Source organism: Ktedonobacter sp. SOSP1-52, from assembly GCF_016587395.1.
In genome coordinates this window covers 2,290,097-2,307,218 of record NZ_BNJH01000002.1, presented here as the reverse complement: position 1 = coordinate 2,307,218, position 17,122 = coordinate 2,290,097, and the positions used below count along the sequence as shown (strand labels likewise).

General features: G+C 54.4%; 15 protein-coding genes. 11 read left to right on the top strand and 4 right to left on the bottom strand.

Going from position 1 to position 17,122, the window contains the following annotated elements; genetic code table 11:
- Nucleotides 1–240: 240 nt before the first annotated feature.
- From JMJ16_RS25315 to JMJ16_RS54595, 6 genes are all read left to right on the top strand, one after another.
- Nucleotides 241–1,797: an MFS transporter gene (locus tag JMJ16_RS25315; protein ID WP_201385982.1), complete on the top strand. Its 1,557-nt coding sequence runs from the start codon at nt 241–243 to the stop codon at nt 1,795–1,797.
- 188 nt (nt 1,798–1,985) lie between these two features.
- Nucleotides 1,986–2,558, top strand: coding sequence for a CvpA family protein (locus tag JMJ16_RS25310; RefSeq protein ID WP_201385981.1), 573 nt, complete (start codon nt 1,986–1,988; stop codon nt 2,556–2,558).
- Nucleotides 2,559–2,711: 153 nt separating this feature from the next.
- Nucleotides 2,712–4,037 carry a GTPase HflX gene (hflX, locus tag JMJ16_RS25305; protein ID WP_236601681.1) on the top strand — a complete coding sequence of 442 codons (1,326 nt, stop codon included), beginning with the start codon at nt 2,712–2,714 and terminating at the stop codon, nt 4,035–4,037.
- Nucleotides 4,038–4,425: 388 nt separating this feature from the next.
- Nucleotides 4,426–6,198, top strand: coding sequence for a methyl-accepting chemotaxis protein (locus JMJ16_RS25300; protein WP_201385979.1), 1,773 nt, complete (start codon nt 4,426–4,428; stop codon nt 6,196–6,198).
- Between the two features lie 490 nt (nt 6,199–6,688).
- Entirely contained in the window at nt 6,689–8,806 is a 2,118-nt protein-coding gene (locus tag JMJ16_RS25295; RefSeq protein ID WP_236601680.1) for an FHA domain-containing protein, read from the top strand.
- Between the two features lie 14 nt (nt 8,807–8,820).
- Complete coding sequence (locus tag JMJ16_RS54595) at nt 8,821–9,837, top strand: ABC transporter permease (protein WP_236601679.1); 1,017 nt, start codon at nt 8,821–8,823, stop codon at nt 9,835–9,837.
- A gap of 54 nt (nt 9,838–9,891) precedes the next feature.
- Here JMJ16_RS54595 and JMJ16_RS25290 read toward each other — a convergent pair whose 3' ends face one another.
- From JMJ16_RS25290 to upp, 3 genes are all read right to left on the bottom strand, one after another.
- The gene (locus JMJ16_RS25290; RefSeq protein ID WP_201385977.1) at nt 9,892–10,707 is read right to left on the bottom strand and encodes a M55 family metallopeptidase; all 816 of its coding nucleotides are present in this window, start codon (nt 10,705–10,707) and stop codon (nt 9,892–9,894) included.
- 108 nt (nt 10,708–10,815) lie between these two features.
- On the bottom strand, nt 10,816–11,229 hold the full coding sequence (locus tag JMJ16_RS25285) for a hypothetical protein (protein WP_201385975.1): 414 nt from the start codon (nt 11,227–11,229) through the stop codon (nt 10,816–10,818).
- A gap of 110 nt (nt 11,230–11,339) precedes the next feature.
- A complete protein-coding gene (gene upp / locus JMJ16_RS25280) occupies nt 11,340–12,008 on the bottom strand; it encodes a uracil phosphoribosyltransferase (RefSeq protein WP_201386195.1) in 669 nt (222 codons plus the stop codon).
- Between the two features lie 322 nt (nt 12,009–12,330).
- On the opposite strand from upp, the gene JMJ16_RS25275 reads away from it, so the two are divergent.
- The 4 genes from JMJ16_RS25275 to JMJ16_RS25260 are packed head-to-tail and all read left to right on the top strand — an operon-like array spanning nt 12,331 to nt 14,960.
- Nucleotides 12,331–12,639 (top strand): DUF503 domain-containing protein, encoded by a 309-nt coding sequence (locus tag JMJ16_RS25275; RefSeq protein WP_307811645.1) that lies wholly within the window; start codon nt 12,331–12,333, stop codon nt 12,637–12,639.
- 7 nt (nt 12,640–12,646) lie between these two features.
- Entirely contained in the window at nt 12,647–13,438 is a 792-nt protein-coding gene (locus tag JMJ16_RS25270) for a WecB/TagA/CpsF family glycosyltransferase (protein WP_201385973.1), read from the top strand.
- Nucleotides 13,435–14,448 carry a bifunctional heptose 7-phosphate kinase/heptose 1-phosphate adenyltransferase gene (locus JMJ16_RS25265; protein ID WP_201369675.1) on the top strand — a complete coding sequence of 338 codons (1,014 nt, stop codon included), beginning with the start codon at nt 13,435–13,437 and terminating at the stop codon, nt 14,446–14,448. Before JMJ16_RS25270 ends, JMJ16_RS25265 begins: the two co-directional genes overlap by 4 nt.
- Complete coding sequence (locus tag JMJ16_RS25260) at nt 14,445–14,960, top strand: adenylyltransferase/cytidyltransferase family protein (protein WP_201385971.1); 516 nt, start codon at nt 14,445–14,447, stop codon at nt 14,958–14,960. Before JMJ16_RS25265 ends, JMJ16_RS25260 begins: the two co-directional genes overlap by 4 nt.
- An 89-nt stretch (nt 14,961–15,049) precedes the next feature.
- Here JMJ16_RS25260 and JMJ16_RS25255 read toward each other — a convergent pair whose 3' ends face one another.
- Nucleotides 15,050–15,892 (bottom strand): PIG-L family deacetylase, encoded by an 843-nt coding sequence (locus tag JMJ16_RS25255; RefSeq protein ID WP_201385969.1) that lies wholly within the window; start codon nt 15,890–15,892, stop codon nt 15,050–15,052.
- A gap of 365 nt (nt 15,893–16,257) precedes the next feature.
- Between JMJ16_RS25255 and JMJ16_RS25250 the strand changes: the two genes are divergently transcribed.
- The gene (locus JMJ16_RS25250) at nt 16,258–17,049 is read left to right on the top strand and encodes a PhoU domain-containing protein (RefSeq protein ID WP_201369672.1); all 792 of its coding nucleotides are present in this window, start codon (nt 16,258–16,260) and stop codon (nt 17,047–17,049) included.
- Nucleotides 17,050–17,122: the final 73 nt, after the last annotated feature.

Sequence of the window (17,122 nt, the reverse complement as noted above, 5' to 3'; positions counted from 1 at the left end):
GCTGGAAAAGCGGAAAGTCTGTCGAGAGAAGATGCGCTATCCTTTTGCGACTGTGAGAATCTCTTACTTAGTAGCGGGGAGAACGCAGTTGCTATGGGGTAGCGTCTGACTTTTTCTGTTTTGGGACGTATTATCAAGAGAACCTTTTTGCTATGATGCGTGGTAACAGAGGTACAAGCGTAAACGTAGTAAGGTTAGCTGGACGTATTGGGGAGATACTGGTAGAAAGTCTGGTAGGCCATGGTGCAGAGTACAGATCAAGCGCAAAACGCTCAAGTATCCAATAAGAATAGTTCCGGTCGCGTGCGACGTGTGTTGCGCAACCGCAACTTCTTATTGCTCTGGTTGGCACAACTTATCTCCTTGACGATTCTCAATGCCACAAACTATGGCGTGATCGTGCTCGTCAACAATGTGACGCAATCGGTCTTTATGGCTGGCCTGGCTATTATTTCGTTTACCCTACCTGCCATCCCTTTTAGCGCCATCGCGGGCGCGATTGTGGATCGCTTGAATAAGCGCCAGGTGCTCTGGGTGAGTAACATCTTACGCATGGTGACGGTACTGCTGATGTTCATCTGCATTGTCTTCAACCGGAGCAACCTCTGGCCCCTCTTCCTGCTGACCTACTGTACCTCGCTGATTGGACAGTTCTTTATTCCTGCTGAGGGGTCGTCCATTCCCTTGCTGGTTGGAGAACGCGATCTGATGCCTGCCCTCTCGCTCTTTAATATCTCCATCACTATTTCGCAGGCTCTGGGTTTTCTTATTCTTGGGCGCCTGGTGACCTCGCTCTTCTCACCCTTTACAGTCCATATAGGCAAGCTGGCCTTTAATGTGCAATCCATCGATATGCTTTTCCTGCTGGTCGGCGTGCTCTACGCGGTTTGCGCTGGCTTAATCCTGCTTATCCCATCGCGTTGCTTTGCCGAGTCGCACCTCAAGCAAGAGAGGGAGCGGCGTGGAGATCGGACGGTGAAGGAGACGCTGGCACGCCTCTGGGCAGACCTGGGTCAGGGCTGGCGCATTGTGCAGGTCGATAACCTGCTCTTCTTCTCGGTGGTGCAGCTTTCGGTTGTGGGTATCCTACAGCTTCTGATTGGTGAGCTGGCGGGTACCTTTGTCCAGCAAGTGCTGCACCATCCACCCGAAGATATGGCCTTGATCCTGGCACCGGCAGGCGTTGGCCTGGTTGGAGCTTCGGTCTTGATGACCCCGTTGACGGAGCGGATTGGGCGTATACGTTTGACTTTGATCGGGTTTATCTCGCTCGCGGTGGGCTTCTTACTCTTGCCAGCCATGCAGTGGCTCTCGTTGCGCCTGGACCCGGTGCATGGTGCATCATCCTCCTGGCTGCTCTGGTCGGTCATTCTACTGGTGACATTGCTGGGCGTGGCTATGGCGTGCGTGAATATTCCTACAAACACGATTATGCAGGAGCGGGCGCCTGAAAATGGGCGTGCGCGTGTCCTGGCTTTTCAGTTTATGCTGTACAATGCCGGTTCCATCCCCGTCTTGCTTTTCGCGGGTGCGATTGCGCAGTTTCTGGGCTTCAATCTTTTGATAGTGGTGCTGGCGGCCTGCATGTTCTTCTTCTGCTTTTGGGCCTCGCGCTTTGCCAAACGTCAGCCTGGACGCAGGTTGCAACAGGATGCTCATGCCGCGCAGAAGCCTACTGAGAGCAAGGAAAGACAACAGGAACTGCCCCGCTCAATAGAGGATATGTTTCCACCGGTTCCCCAGGAGCCTCACACATATGCAGATTCTACCCTCAATGAGCAGCAACGTCCCTCATGAAGGTGTTTGCAGAGCCACACAGTGGCGAGAACTCGTATTCATAGACTACCTTCTGGTGCTGGGAAACCTATTTGTGACGCTTGTTCTGGCTGTCGCGTTTTCGATAATAAGAAACTCATTTTCGAAGAGACTCATTTTTGCTGTTATGCCTGCCTTATAATTGGGTGCTTGCCAGGCGGAGGAAGAATATGCCTGATCTATTCCATCTGAGTGTGATTGATATTCTGTTTGTGCTGACCGTTCTCCTGATGGTGTTCAATGGTATTCGCAATGGTGCGATATTTAGCCTGATCAACATTATTAGCATACCCATAGGCTGGTTTGTCGCGTACGCCTATGGGCCGGAGTTCATCTCGATCATGGCCTCTGACGGGTTCGCGGCTACCCCCCTGATTGCCTTTCTGGCGCTGTTTCTCGGCGTTGTGCTGATCTTTCATATCGCGGCAACGCTTATTCGTGGCACGATGCAACGTATTCCAGGTGTTGGCCTGGGGGATGCGTTGCTGGGTGGCCTGGTAGGTTTTGTGGAGTCCTGGCTCCTCTGGCTGTTGCTGCTCATTGTGCTGGGAAATTTCCTGGCGAGCGCACAAAGTGGGGTACCTCTGGGCATGCACGTTGATGCCGCGCAGTTGCGGGCCTGGCATGATTTTTACAATGACGCGGTCAATAATAGCCTTTTTGCCCGTGTGAATGCATTCTTTGTTCACGCGTTGCCGCCACTACCGCAGCCTCCACAGAGCTTCCTATCACCAATCCACTAGTAGGTAGTCGTGGAGAGGGAATAGAAGCGTGTGGCGTGAGCTAAGCTCACGCCACACGCTTCTATTCCCTCTCCACAACGATAGTTTGCGTTTCCCCTGAAGCTAGCGTACAATGAGCAGAGAGGCCAAAGCATGTAGCGTGCATGTAGAAGATTGGAGGACGTTACGACACACCGTTTGATCGATACCGGAATACGTCGGGGGCCAGAACGGGCCTACCTGGTGGCAGTTGAAGCTGATGAGCAAGAGGGGATGTGGGGAGCTGAGGACTCGCTTCAGGAATTAGAGGCCCTGGCAACAACTGCTGGCGCGGCGGTGCTAGGACGCATGATTCAACACCTGCCCCAGCCCGATGCACAGACCTATCTGGGCAAAGGCAAGGCCCAGGAACTTGTGGCACTCGATCAACAGCTCCAACTCGATGTTATCATTTTTGATGATGAACTTACCCCCACTCAACAGCGTTCACTCGATAAGATGCTGAACGCGCGCGTCATAGATCGCACTGCTCTTATCCTCGATGTCTTTGCGCAACGTGCTTATTCCCACGAAGGTCGCCTTCAGGTAGAACTGGCCCAGGCCGAATATCGCCTGCCACGGCTGGCGGGCAGTGGGACCTATACCCGGCAGGCTGGTGGTTCCCTTGGTGGTGGTGGTGTCGGTGGCGCGATTGGTGTGCGTGGTCCAGGTGAAACTCGGTTGGAGCTGGATCGACGCCGGATTCGCAGCCGTATTTCCGCGTTACGCAAGGAGATTGAAGAGGCCCGGAGTCAGCGCGCCCTCCAGCGCAAGCAGCGTGTGGCCCAGGGGCTTCCCATGGTTGCGGTCGTAGGCTATACAAACGCGGGCAAGTCGACACTGTTTAATGCCCTGACGGAGGCTGGCGTACTGGCTGAAGATAAGCTCTTTGCCACGCTGGACCCGGTGACGCGTCGGCTCTTGCTGCCCAACAATCAAGAGGCCCTGCTCTCCGACACCGTTGGCTTTATCCAAAAGCTGCCAACCCAGTTGATCGCCGCCTTTCGCGCCACGCTTGAAGAGGTGATTGAGGCTGACCTGTTGCTTGAAGTCGTCGACATCAGCCATGAGAATGCCTTTGAGCAGAGCGAGACGGTACACGATATCCTCGAAGAGCTGGGAGCAGCCGCGAAACCCCGCGTGACCGCGCTCAACAAAATTGACCTGCTCACCGACCCCGATGTCCTTGATCCCAGTCTCTACAGCCACGCTGTGCCTATCTCAGCGGCTGAGGGCAAGGGCCTGGAAGAACTGTGTGCTGAAGTGGCTTCCGTACTCGCGGATACGATGGAGCAACTAATGGTCTTACTCCCCTTTAGCCGGGGCGACCTGGTAGAACTGTTTCATCGTCGCGGCCTGATTGCCTATGAAGAACATGAAGATGAGGGGACGAGGCTGATGGGACGTCTCCCCCGCTCGCTCGCAGGCTATTATTCCCCCTATATTCAACCCTTCGCCTGACCCGTAGGGTCCATGCTGGCATGAACTTCGAGGCCCACAGGCCGATACCCCTTGCGTGGGCAGGTCGCTTCGCTCCGAGTCCATGCCAGCATGGACCCTACATGTGCATTGCAGCACTTAACATCTTCGGCCAGAGTAAAAATGTGTCGCGACACATTTTTACCCAGCGAGCGCCGCAGGCGCGAGAAGTCATTCCAACAAGGTGTATAGGGTATGAAACATAACAAGAAAATAGCAGGCAGATAGTTACAAAGGCTATGAACTGTACAGAAAAATACGAAATGTGATATGGTAGGGGCGAGTACTCTCAAATGTACATCTTTAGATTATGAGTATTAATTGCTAGCTGTTTTTGCTATTCTTTTGCTGAAAGTGCCAGGGAAGCGCTATGGCTGAACTACATCCTAAGTTGAAGAGTCGACCGATACCTCTGCGTGTCCGCTTGCGTGCTGCACCCAGTGCTGAGCAGCATGAGCGTGCTCAGGTGGCTGAAGAGCAGGCTATTGCGGAAGTACTCTCCACCCAGTCCGGACCCAATGGCGAGACCAAGGGATTATTTTCTTATGCCCTTGATGACGTCTCGCAACGCCGGGGCCTGCATATCAAGGAACTGCTACGCCTGGGGAATCTCTTGCGTGCCGACCTGCGCCTGGACGAGGTGCTCCAGCAGATTGTGGCCGCGATCGCAAACTGTACCGGATTTCGCGCGCTGGCCATTAACCTGGTCTATGAGCAGGAGCAGGTGACACGCGTGGTGGCCTGCATTGGTGTCTCAACGGAAGATATCCAACGCTTGAGGGAGAATCCAGAGCCGCTTGAGGGGATGCTGGCTCTTATGCGCCCTGAATACCAGATCAGCCAGAGCTATTTTGTTTCACATACTCAGCTCCAGGAGAAGTTTGCGGACATCGTCAGTGTCCCGGCTGGCGTGCTGGATAGCTATGAAGAAGGGCAATGGCATCCTGAAGATACACTGCTCATCCCTCTATACAGTTTACGCGAAGAACGGTTGCTCGGTATTCTCTCTCTTGGAGACCCGGAAGATGGTTTGATACCATCACGGGAGAATGTTGAACTGGCTGAACTTTTCGCTCAGCAAGCCACGATTGCTATTGACAACACGCGCCTCTTTCAGGAGCGCGAGGAGGAGCATCGCGCCCTGGAAGAGGGGGTGACACACCTGCGTGAGGAGATGGAGCAACTGCGAAGCGGTGATTTACGCGTGCGCCTGCATTCCCAGCACGAGAAACTCCAGCCCATTGCAGAGTCAATTAACACCGTAGTGGGCGAGATTGGTTCTCTGCTGAGCCGGGTACAGATGGTGACGCAGGCGGTGGATGAGCATACACGTAGTGTGCGCCATAGCTCGGAGTCGCTGGCACGTAACATCGCGCAGCAAGAGCGGCAGGTCAATCAAATATCCACCGTTATTGAGCAGATTGCCGAGCAGATGCAGTCGGTCTCACAGAAGGCAGCAACGCTTTCGCAAACACTCATGGAGTCAGTTGAGGTGACTAAGGAGGCGCAGGGAGCCGTTGATCGTGCCGTGGACGGGATGGGCATGGTGCGTGAAGCGACCCTGGAGTCAGCGCGCACTATGAAGGCCTTGAGCGAGAGCTGTCAGCAGGTGAACGAAGTGGTATCGGACATCTCCGATCTCTCGGTGCGGATGCATCATGTGGCACTCAATGCCGCAATCGAGGCCACACGTGTGGGTGAACGTGGGCAGGGATTTGGCCTGGTCGCCCAGGAGATGCGCACGCTGGCAAGCCACGGTAGCCTGTCTGCTCGTAAGGTTGGCTTCTCTATTCGCGGCATTCAACATGAGACCACGGCAATGTCGCAGAGCGTGGAGCAGAATACGCAACGTGTTGTGATGCAGACCGAGCTAGTGATGCAGACCGGGGTGGCTCTGGAAGCAATTGGCGCCGTGACTGAGGAGTTTTCGAGTCTGGTAAAGAATATCTGTGATACGTCTGAGCAGCAGATGCAGGGTGCGCAAATGGTGACGGGTTCTGTACAAGAGATCTTGCGTATGACAGGTGATATCACGCAGCATACACGCGAGATGCAGAGCTCTTTGAATCACTTATTAAACCTCTCTGATGCCCTACGTTCGCGGATGTCTGTCTTCCGTATTGCATATGATCTCCAGATGTAGCAAGCAATTTCTCGCCCTCCATAGGAATATGACATGGCAAGAGGGAGGACGGGGTCCAGGGGCGCTGCCCCTGGTGGGGCTTGGGGTGTCCCCAAGTTCCTCCTCCCCCCTTGCCGCGGCAGTAAGAATGCAGTGGGGCAAGAGGGAGGACGGGTCCAGGGGCGCTGCCCCTGGTGGGGCTTGGGGTGTCCCCAAGTTCCTCCTCCCCCTCTTGCCGCCGTAGGCGGCAGAAACAACTTGTACATCAGGTTAAGTAGGAAAAACTGCTCAACAAGTAATGATGCGATTCGGCGTTTACAGAGAAAGCCCAGTTTCGACGATAGAGTTTGTAATATCCAATGTACGAACTCGTTTGGGCCAGCGTCTTTATCAATTTGTGGCGGAGCAAGCGTGTTTTTCCAGCCTGCGGGTTACGCATCCCTTCAGCGTAGATGGCGTGTGGACCTGAAGTGTAGAACTGTTCTATGTTATTTGTTAGGGGAGCTTTTTGATGAACGCTGCGAGTAGTCCTCCAAGCTTCGGCTCTATTCGGTTTATAGCAGGGCCTTTAAATGGCCAGGTCTTTCAGCTAACGAAGACCTCTCTGGATTTTGGGCGTGATGGAGGCAACGATATCGTCGTGCCAGATCCCAAGGTATCACGTCGTCATGCACGCTTGTTCTGGAATAATGGCAACTGGTTTGTCGAAAATCTTTCCAGAACGAGCAATGTTCTGTTGAATCAAGGAAAGGTTCAGCAGGGGACTTTGGCGCTTAATAGTGTTGTCACTCTTGGTGAAGATAGTTCTTTTGTCGTGCTGGCGTTACAAGCTCCCCCGCCTCATCTGGTCTCTAATGCCCCTCCACTTGTCCTTTCGGCCCAATCCGCGGCAGTCCAGGCTCCTCCTACGCCAGTGCCTCCAGGCCCAGCACATATAGCCGGTGGAACTCCACCCGCAATACCCGCTTCTATGGGAGCTCCTCCTCCCACACCCCCGGCAAATGGGGTCCAATTTGGCCCGGTTGGTACTACACCGCCGCCTTCGCCGGTTCCTGCTCAGCCTTCTGCCGCTGATCGTACCGCGATCGAGGGGATGCCTACGCTTGAGATTAGCAGTAATGTGCAGTACGGGACGCAGAAACAGGCCTTGTTGAAGCCCGTCATCAATATTGGGCGAAACCCGTCAAGCGATATCGTCATCAATGAGCCAGTTGTTTCAGCCTATCATGCGCAGATTATTCGTGAAGGTAGCGATTGGGTGCTGGTGCATCCTCATCCTTCGCGTGGCCGAACGCTCAATGGCCTGCTCTATCAAGGTCGAATTATCCAGGGCGATGAGCAGTTTCGTAAGCCGCTTGTGCATGGCGACATTTTTCGTATTGGCGACGAACATGGTACCCTGGTCACGCTAACCTATGACGATGGCAGTGGTGTCTCCCAGGAGATGCCGCCAGATATTCATCCTATCCCGCTGAATACTCCGGTTATTACCATGGGGCGCGCGCCAGATAATATGGTAGTGCTGAACCATCCCCTGATCTCTGCGCATCATGCACACCTGGAGCAGGGACCAAATAATACACACCGCATTATCGACCACAATAGCACAAATCATACCTATGTGAATGGGCAGCGCGTCTCGCAGCAGGCGCTTAAGACGGGCGATGAGATTCGTATTGGCCCCTATCGCCTGACCTATACAGGCACGCAACTGACGCAGTACGATGAGAGCAGTAGTATTCGTATCGATGCGCTCAATCTGAACAAGCGCGGCAATAATAATGTGGTGCTCATCAACGATATCTCGCTCGTCATCCCGCCACGCAAGTTTGTGGCCCTGGTAGGAGGTTCAGGCGCGGGCAAATCAACGCTCATGGATGCCTTGAATGGCTTGCGCCCGGCACAGCAGGGGACCGTGCTCTACAATGGACAGGACTACTATCACAACTTGTCGGCCTTTAGTACGCAACTTGGCTATGTCCCACAGGACGATATCGTCCACCGTGAGCTAACAGTTGAGCGCGCGCTCTACTACGCGGCCAAGATGCGCCTACCAAGTGACTTTACGAAAGATCAGATTAACCAGCGTATCAACGAGGTGCTGGAAGATGTGGAGATGACCGAGCGGCGGAAACTCCTGGTCAACAAGCTTTCGGGCGGGCAGCGTAAACGTGTCTCTATCGCCCTGGAACTCCTGGCGAATCCAAGCATCTTCTTTCTGGATGAGCCAACCTCGGGCCTTGATCCAGGCCTGGATCGTAAGATGATGTTCCTCTTACGGCGCCTGGCCGACCGTGGGCGTACGATTATCCTGGTGACGCACGCGACAAATAATATTAACGCCTGTGATTATGTCTGCTTCCTCTGTCAAGGGGGACGCCTGGCCTACTTTGGTCCGCCCAATGAGGCCAAGACCTTCTTCAATAAGACCGACTTCGCGGAAATCTATAGCTCGCTGGAGCCATCGAAGGATCATCCGACTATTCCAGCTGAGGCCGAAGAGCGCTTTAAAGCTTCGCCCTTGTACTATAAATATGTGGTGGCCCCCTTGAACGAGGGCCAGGCCAAGCGTGCCAGCATTCCGCAGTCACAGAACCAGATCAAGCGTGCCAGGGGGGGAATCCCTTAAAGCAGTTCATAATCATGTCGATGCGTTACATCGAACTGCTCAAGAACGATCCCGGCAACCTGGCGCTGCTCTTGCTCCAGGCCCCGATCATTGCCCTGTTACTGGTCGGTATTATGCGCTTTGAAATTGGGACCGGCCTGTTTGAGCAGAAGAATACCGTTCAGTGTCGTACGCAGATTCTGACGAATCAAGGACCACTGGCCCTGCCCGAGGCGAAAACCAAGGAGAGCGTGGATTGTGGCACGGTGAAGAGCTTCTTGCAGGATAATCAGGCGGGCCAGCAATTTGTGAAGCAGAAAAGCAATAATGTCGATACGGCCCTGCAAGATTTTATCGTGCCCGGCCTGGGCTTTAATGGGGAGACCTTGCTCTTCGTTATGGCCTTTGCCACCGTTCTCTTCGGCTGCATCAATGGCTCACGTGAGATCGTCAAGGAGGCCCATATCTACCGGCGCGAGCGCGCGGTCAATCTGGGTATCATTCCCTATATGTTCTCAAAAATCGTGGTGCTGGGAATTCTGTGTCTCTTCCAGAGCGCGGTGCTGCTGTTTATTGTCGAATTGGGCGAGCCCCTGGTGACAAGTGTCTTTCTGCCGCCCATCTTAGAGGTATATATCACGTTGGTGCTGACCTCTCTGGCGGGTCTGATGATTGGTCTGGCTATCTCAGCGCTCTCGCCGAACAATGACCGTGCTGTAAGTTTTGTTCCCATCATTCTGATCCCGCAGGTCATCTTCTCGGGCGCGATTATCCCCTTTAAGGACAAGGCCATGCAGGCGCTCGCCTTCCTGTTCCCCACGCGCTGGGCCATGACGGCGCTTGGTTCCTCGGCGGGCCTGCACAGCGATAAGATCAATGGCGACAAACTGTTTGGCGATGACTTTACCTTCCATGGAACCATCTTCTCTACCTTTAGCCATACAGATGCGGTACAGCGTATCCTGATGTCCTGGGCCGCTCTGGGCGCCTTCATAATCATCTTGACGATTGTGGTTGGGGTCTGCCTCAAGAGCAAGGATGTGAAGGTATAACTCATTAAAGTAAAAAGATGTGATGGACACCGGTGTCCATCACATCTTTTTACTTTAATGGCGGTACCAAAACTGGTCCCAGGCGTGCCAGAAGGTGCCGGCAGTCGAGGTCACGGTGCGCGCATCCTCGATCTTGACACCTGGCCGGTTGATAAAATCGCGAGTGTTGTCGGGCGTGGCAAGCTCGACTTTAAAGGTGACTGGCCCCTCAAATTTTAGGGGTTTGGGCCAGTTCTTTAAGCTGAGGGCCTGGGCCACGCGCATCTCGATGAGTGAGCAGGCATCTTTGGGAGCCATATTGACGGACGAGAAGCGTCCCAGGCCCTTCTTTACCTGTGCTGTGACTACCTCTGTCCCCAGCAATTGCTGAACCTCGCGGCAGGTCGCGGCATCACCAGAGGTGAAGGCAACGGGCACATCCCAGCAGCCTGCAATCGCGGCCAGGATGCCGCTCTCTCCCACCAGGGTTCCATTGATCGAGGCGTTATGCCAGGACTCGGACGAGACTGTGTGGCAGAGTACGCCATCGGGGACGCCCGCCATGGCGTGAGCGCCAACAAAGAGGATAGCATCACACCCCTGCTCAAAAGCTTCAATATACCTGGCCCAGGGGTGCCCGAAGATGTATTCTGCGCCCGACTCCAGGCGTTCAGGAACAAAGCTCTTAAAATTATGCGCGCCGCCCGCACCGTGGCAGTCGACCACGACCACGTCACGCGCTCCAGCCGCACGCGCTCCACGGACCGCCGCGTTCATTTCATCAGTGTAGAGCTTGCGACATTCTTCATAAATAGCTGTGCCGCTGGAGACCTGCTCCCACGTTTCGATGCAAGAGACTCCTTCCATATCACAGAAAATAACTACACGCATACTCTCCTCGCTTTCATGCTTATAAATAAATAATGAGTAGGTGGTGTGGGGAGCCATGACAGACGAGGCCTGTCATGGCTCCCCACACCACCTACTCATTATACCCATTTACGCACGTTTGCTGCGAGGGCGGGCGCGTCGCTGAGGGCGCTGCTTAATCACGGGAGGATCGTATTCACGGTAGACGCGTTTGCCTATCCGCCAGCCTATAAAGCCACAGACAATGGCTCCCAGCACGGAGAGGGGAACGAGCCAGGAATAATGCTGTATAGGTTGATTAGTGATCAGGAGTGAGAGGCCAACGGTCAGCATGAGAAATGCCATCAGGCCAATAACTGAGCCGAGACAACAACCCAGAGGGCCTCCGCTGGGCTCAAAATCTTCAGGGAAAAAAGGGCGTGGCGCGTCAGAGGGAGCGTTTTCGCTTTCTGAAGCGTCCTTCTTCTCGCCCTCAAGGGAGGCAGAAGATTCTTCTACCTGTGGCTCTGTCTGGGGTTGCTCGTTATCTGGTGCTGTGGACACGAAGCGACTTCCTCCTGCTTCTGGACGTGAATATAAAAAAAGATATCAGGCTCGCACTGGCAGGCTGATTGATACATCAAGGCATACAGTGTCTATTATGCCAAATGAACCTAAAAGGTGCCGAACTGGCGATCACCTGCGTCGCCCAATCCAGGTACGATATAGCCCTGGTCATTAAGGCGCTCGTCGAGCGCGGCGATATAAATGTCGATGTCTGGATGGGTCTCGCTCAGCTTGAGTAAGCCGTAAGGGGCCGCGATAATACAAACGAATGAGATGCGCTGAATACCCTTGGCCTTGAGGATATTAACTGCGTCAATGGCGGAGCCACCTGTGGCCAGCATGGGATCGACGGCGTAGCAGATTTGCAGATCGACCTTGTGAGGCAGGCGATTGTAGTACTCCAGTGCCTGGAGTGTGCGCTCGTCGCGTCGTAGACCCAGGTGCCAGATCTGTACATCATGTAAGACCTCGCGGAACCCTTCGGCCAGGCCTAGTCCCGCGCGCAGAATAGGTGTGATACCAATGCCACCAGCGAGTTTGTAGCCTTGCATCTGCTCCAGGGGCGTCTCAATGGTCTTCTCCCGCAAGGCCAGTCCCGCTGTTGCCTCATAGGCAAGCAGACTCCCAATCTCCTTGACCAGGCGATAGAACTGCGCGGCGGGCGTCTCCTTATTGCGGAGCAAGGTCATTTTGTGCGCCATGACCGGGTGCCGGGAAATATGTACGCGTGGTAGCTGTAAGACTTCGGTGCGACCAGGCTGAGGAATGCCCTGCATTGGCAGTTGAGGTCGCTCCTCCTGGCTGGAAATGGTTGACATAAAAATCTCTCCTTCGACATGGCAGCAGTAAATTCTCTGGAATTGTAGCAAAGATAGTGAGATGCGTCGAGCCTCTATTCTTTTTGTGCAGTGGCTCTCAGGACTTCTCGCCACTGCGTGGCTCGTGGGATAAGGGTGTGTAGGGCCGGGCTGGCGGAGTCAGCCCGGCCCTACACACCCTTACCCGATAAGAGGAGGACTGGATGGGTGTAGTAGCCGCGTACGCAAGTAGCGGGAAGTAGCTATAGATGGCTGTTTGCTGTTATATGCATGGGGAACTATGCTATACTACGCCCATATGGTTATAGGAGCATGTCAAATCACGTTGCATCTACCAGGATGCCACTCGTTAAAAGAGAAGCGTCAGATCGTCAAATCTGTCGTGACGCGGGTACGTAACCAATTCTCCGTGGCTATTGCCGAGGTGGAAGAGCTTGACCGCTGGCAGATTACCAAAATCGGGATCAGCTATGTAAGCAATGATGCCCAGCACGCACGTGAGGTACTGGATCATGCCCGCCGCTATATTGAAGAGACACGTCCCGATATTTTGCTTACTCACGCTGAAACTGAAGTTTTTCATTGGTAAATAAATTATGTCATCACCAATGCTACAAACCGAGCAGAGAGATTCAGACATTTCAGTCTCTGTGCTCGGTATTCGTGTGGATCGCCTCACACAGCGCCAGGCCCTCGATTATATTGATCAGCTTATCTCCCTGCGCCGTGAGCATAGCGAAGAGGTTCGCTGCCAGCAGGTTATTACCGTCAATACGGAATTCGTGATTGAGGCGCAGCGTAACACTGCCTTTCGTGCATGTATCAATGAGGCTGAACTGGTGGTACCAGATGGTATGGGTATCGTCTGGGCGACGCGCTACCTGGGCAAGCCTGCACCTGAGCGTGTGACCGGCACTGATACCTTACCGGAACTCGCAAAACTATGTGCCGCCAGAGGCTACCGTCTCTATCTGTTGGGGGCCGCGCCAGGGGTTGCGGAGAGCGCCGCTGAGCGCTTGTGTGCCCTGGCGCCCGGTCTACAGATCGCTGGTACCTACGCTGGTTCGCCAGATCCCGCCGAAGAGGAGCCTATCCTGGAGCGTATTCGCCAGGCGCAGGCTGACATTGTCTGCGTGGCTTATGGCGCTCCGGCCCAGGAACTCTGGATCTATCGCAACCTCTCACGCCTCCCGGTGGCGGTCGCCATGGGCGTAGGCGGGGCGTATGATTTCCTGGCGGGACGCAAGCTACGAGCGCCTAAAGCGATGCAGCGGATGGGCCTGGAATGGCTCTATCGGCTCTACCGCGAACCCTGGCGTATCTGGCGTATGCTGGCTATTCCTCGCTTCATGATACTGGTCTTACTCAAAGGACGAAAAAAGGCATGACGATACAAATCACCGATTCTGCGCGCCTCAAAGCGGTTATCGCGGCTTTTCAGGGAAAACGGGTGCTTATTATTGGCGATATGGTTGCTGATGAGTATCTTATTGGGCGTCCAACTCGTATCGCGCGCGAAGCCCCTGTCTTGATCCTGGATCTGTATGAGGAGCGGACTATCCTGGGTGGGGCTGCTAATGTCGCGGTCAACGCCAACGCTCTTGGCGCGGAAGTCTTCCTGGCGGGAGTCGTGGGTGATGATATCGTGGGTAAGCGTCTGCGCCAGGCGATTGAGGAGTTGGGTATGCACCAGGAGGGGGTTGTGACCGATAACACACGTCCAACCTCGACGAAGACGCGTGTCATGGCCGGTAGCTCCCAGGTGGTACGCCAGCATATTGTGCGCGTGGATCGGGTGAACAAGGCTGATATCTGTGAACCCAGCAAGAGCCAGTTATGTGACTATATTCGCGAAGCGCTACCGAGCATGGATGCCGTTGTGCTCTCCGACTATGACCTGGGTATGATCAGTCCAGAGATCATTGAGACCTGCGTGCCCCTGGCGCGTGAGTTGAACAAGGTGATTGTCGTTGACTCTCATGGCTCGTTGAGTCGCTTCCAGGGAGTAACAGCGCTGACACCGAACCAGCCAGAGGCGGAGAGTACTCTGGGGATGATGATTGAGACGCTGGAGGATTTGAACCAGGCTGGTGCCCGTCTTCTTGAAGAATGTAACGCTCAGAGCGTCCTGATCACACGTGGAAGCGAGGGCATGAGCCTCTTCGAGTTCGGTAAAGAACCGTTGCATATTCCCATCTATCCGCTGCCACATGCAAGCGAGATTGTCGACACCAATGGAGCAGGCGATACGGTTGCGGCAACCTTTACCCTGGGACTGGCCACCGGGGCATCCAAGGCGGAGGCTGCCTACCTGGCGAATGCCGCCGCCGCGCTGGTCGTACGCCGCCTGGGCTGTGCCAGCAACACTCCTGAAGAGTTGAGGGGAATTTTGGCATGAGCAAAGAGATGATCGAGACGCGGAGCAAGGTACTATCGCGTGCGCAACTGGCACTAGAGGTCGCGCGCCGCCAGGAAGCAGGCGAGCGGGCCGTCTTTACCAATGGCTGTTTTGACTTGCTTCACCTGGGGCATATTCGCTACCTGCAAGAGGCACGCAGCCTGGGTGATTTCTTGATCCTGGGGCTGAATAGCGACGAGAGTGTGCGGCATCTGAAGGGGCCAATGCGTCCCCTGGTGCCCGAGTTAGAGCGTGCCGAACTGCTCGCCGCCCTGGCCTGCATCGATTATGTCACGATCTTTGGCGAGCCTACGGCCAGCGAATTGATCGCGACCCTGGAACCGGCGATCTATGTCAAGGGTGGAGACTACGCGGGGAGCGTGCATGGCGTGGACCCTGAGAAACTGCCCGAAGCTCGGATCGTCTTTGGCTATGGTGGCGAGGTAAGCCTGATCTCCTACCTCCCTGGTCACTCAACCACGGAATTGATCCAGAAAATTCAGCGGCTGTAATCATAAGTCATCCCGTCAGTAAAGATGAAGGGGTGGGGCTAGAGCAACCGCAGGTTGCTCTAGCCCCACCCCTTCATCTTTACTGACTTTTAACCCTCTACATGAGTGAAGAGGTCGTTCTCGCCCATGGTGTCATCACCCACGCGTGATGTGGCCAGTTGATAATATTCAGTGGCGCGCAGTTTGCGCTGAAACTCGGGAAGCATTTGTGCGACGGGATTGCTGGGATTGACCTGGGTGCGATGCTGGGAGGCTGCCAGGACTTTGTCATCTTGCCAGCGCTCAACATCCAGGACGACATTGATTTGTTCATCAGTAAGCCCCAGTGTTTGTGGATCAGCATTCTTAAAGGGACCACCTGGTTCTTGCTCTTGTAACCACTCTGTCATTGTGAGAATTTGCTGGCGCGTCATACTTGTATAGTAGAGTTTGGCGGCTGAGTGCGCTGGTCCCAGGTCTGGATAAAGCGCACTATCAGCGGCGGCATGAAACGCGCTGGTAGTGTAGCGGTAGATAGCCAGGTGATCGGGGTGCCCATCTGCTCCCGTTTCGTCGAAGGTAACAATGACCTGGGGGCGAAATTGGCGGATAATTTGTACCAGTTTGCCAACCACTTCTGCCGGGCGAGCACGGATAAAGGCGCGTGCATGCTGATTATCTGGTGCGCCTCGCACTCCAGAGTCGCGGTAGCCCAAAAACCACAGGTTATTCACGCCAAGAAGGCTGGCGGCCATGCGCATCTCTTCTTCGCGAATCTCATCTAGATCGTCTCGTGTTTTGAGCAGGGGGTCAGAGATTTCGCCCACCTCACCACGGGTAGCAAAGACCAGGCCAGTCTCAATGCCAGAGGCGCGATAGTGAAGCAGGGCACCACTCATGAACCCTTCGTCGTCGGGATGGGCAAAAACGCCGAGCAGTCGTTTCGTTGACATGGTTTCTTTCCTTTGCGTTTTTCTGCCTGGATGAAACTCCTTTTAACTGTATCGTATTCTAGGAAGCACTGTCAACAGCAAGGAAACAGCTTAAGAGTTGGCTATGTTGTAGTGTGCGTCACGGTCTTCACCCGCGACGCACACTACAACCTAACCAACCTTTACTGTACTCTATTACTCATCCCTTTAGATTAGAGCGAATAACCGCTGTAATACTCTATGTTTCCTATGCTAAATATGCTACACTATATATGGTGAGGCGAATAAGGCACCTGAGGAACAAGCCAAGCGTGCTAAGATGGCGAGCTATGTAAGCCCTTCTTGGCGGAAGCCAGACTACTTTGATTAAGGAGTGAGCGGCAAAGATGTCACGTTCGATTCTAGATAAAGAATTGCAAGAGCTGGATGCGCAAATTATCCGCCTGGGGACGATGGTGGATGAGGCCTTGGAGAGAGCTTTGGAGGCCTTAGCGGCTGGTGACCTGGCGAAAGCTGGTATGGTCATCGAAAATGATGCATTGATCGATAGTCTGAGAGCCGCGGTTGAGGAGCGTGCCATTCGCCTGTTGACCCTACAGCAGCCACTAGGTGGGCGTGACCTGCGCTACCTGGCCTCGGTGCTTTCGATTGCGGGCGATCTTGAGCGCACTGGTGATGGCGCGGCTGGTATTGCGCAGAATATCCTGCGTATGACACCTCTGCGTGGGGATACGATGCCCCATGTCAAGATGGAGACGACTGGAATCAAGGATGCGGGTAGCGGAAATACGATCACGGAAGCCTCGATCATGAAAGGTATTCTCGACCTGGGGAAAGAGGCGCGGCGTGTCTTACAGGGCACCATTAAAGCCTTCAAGGATCGCGATGTGAAGGCCGCACGCTACATCTGGGAAGAAGATGATGTTGTAGATGTGCGTTACCACATGGTCCGTCATGACTTGATGGCCATGATGGGAGGCGCACACGCAGTCCCAGCCCTCCTCAACGATTCCTTGATTCTCCAACGCGCCACGTATCTCCTCTGGATGGCCCATAAACTTGAGCGCGTTGGCGATCACTGCGCCAACGTTTGTGAGCGTTTGCTCTTTATTGTCGAGGGTGACTCTTATGTACAGAATCTACCTCAGCAGGGGAAAGAGACGAAGCCGCAGGTATAGGGCTTAAATATGAATCATCCCGGTGGGTGGTGTGTGGGAGTGTGGCGGGCGCAGTCCGCCACACTCCCACACA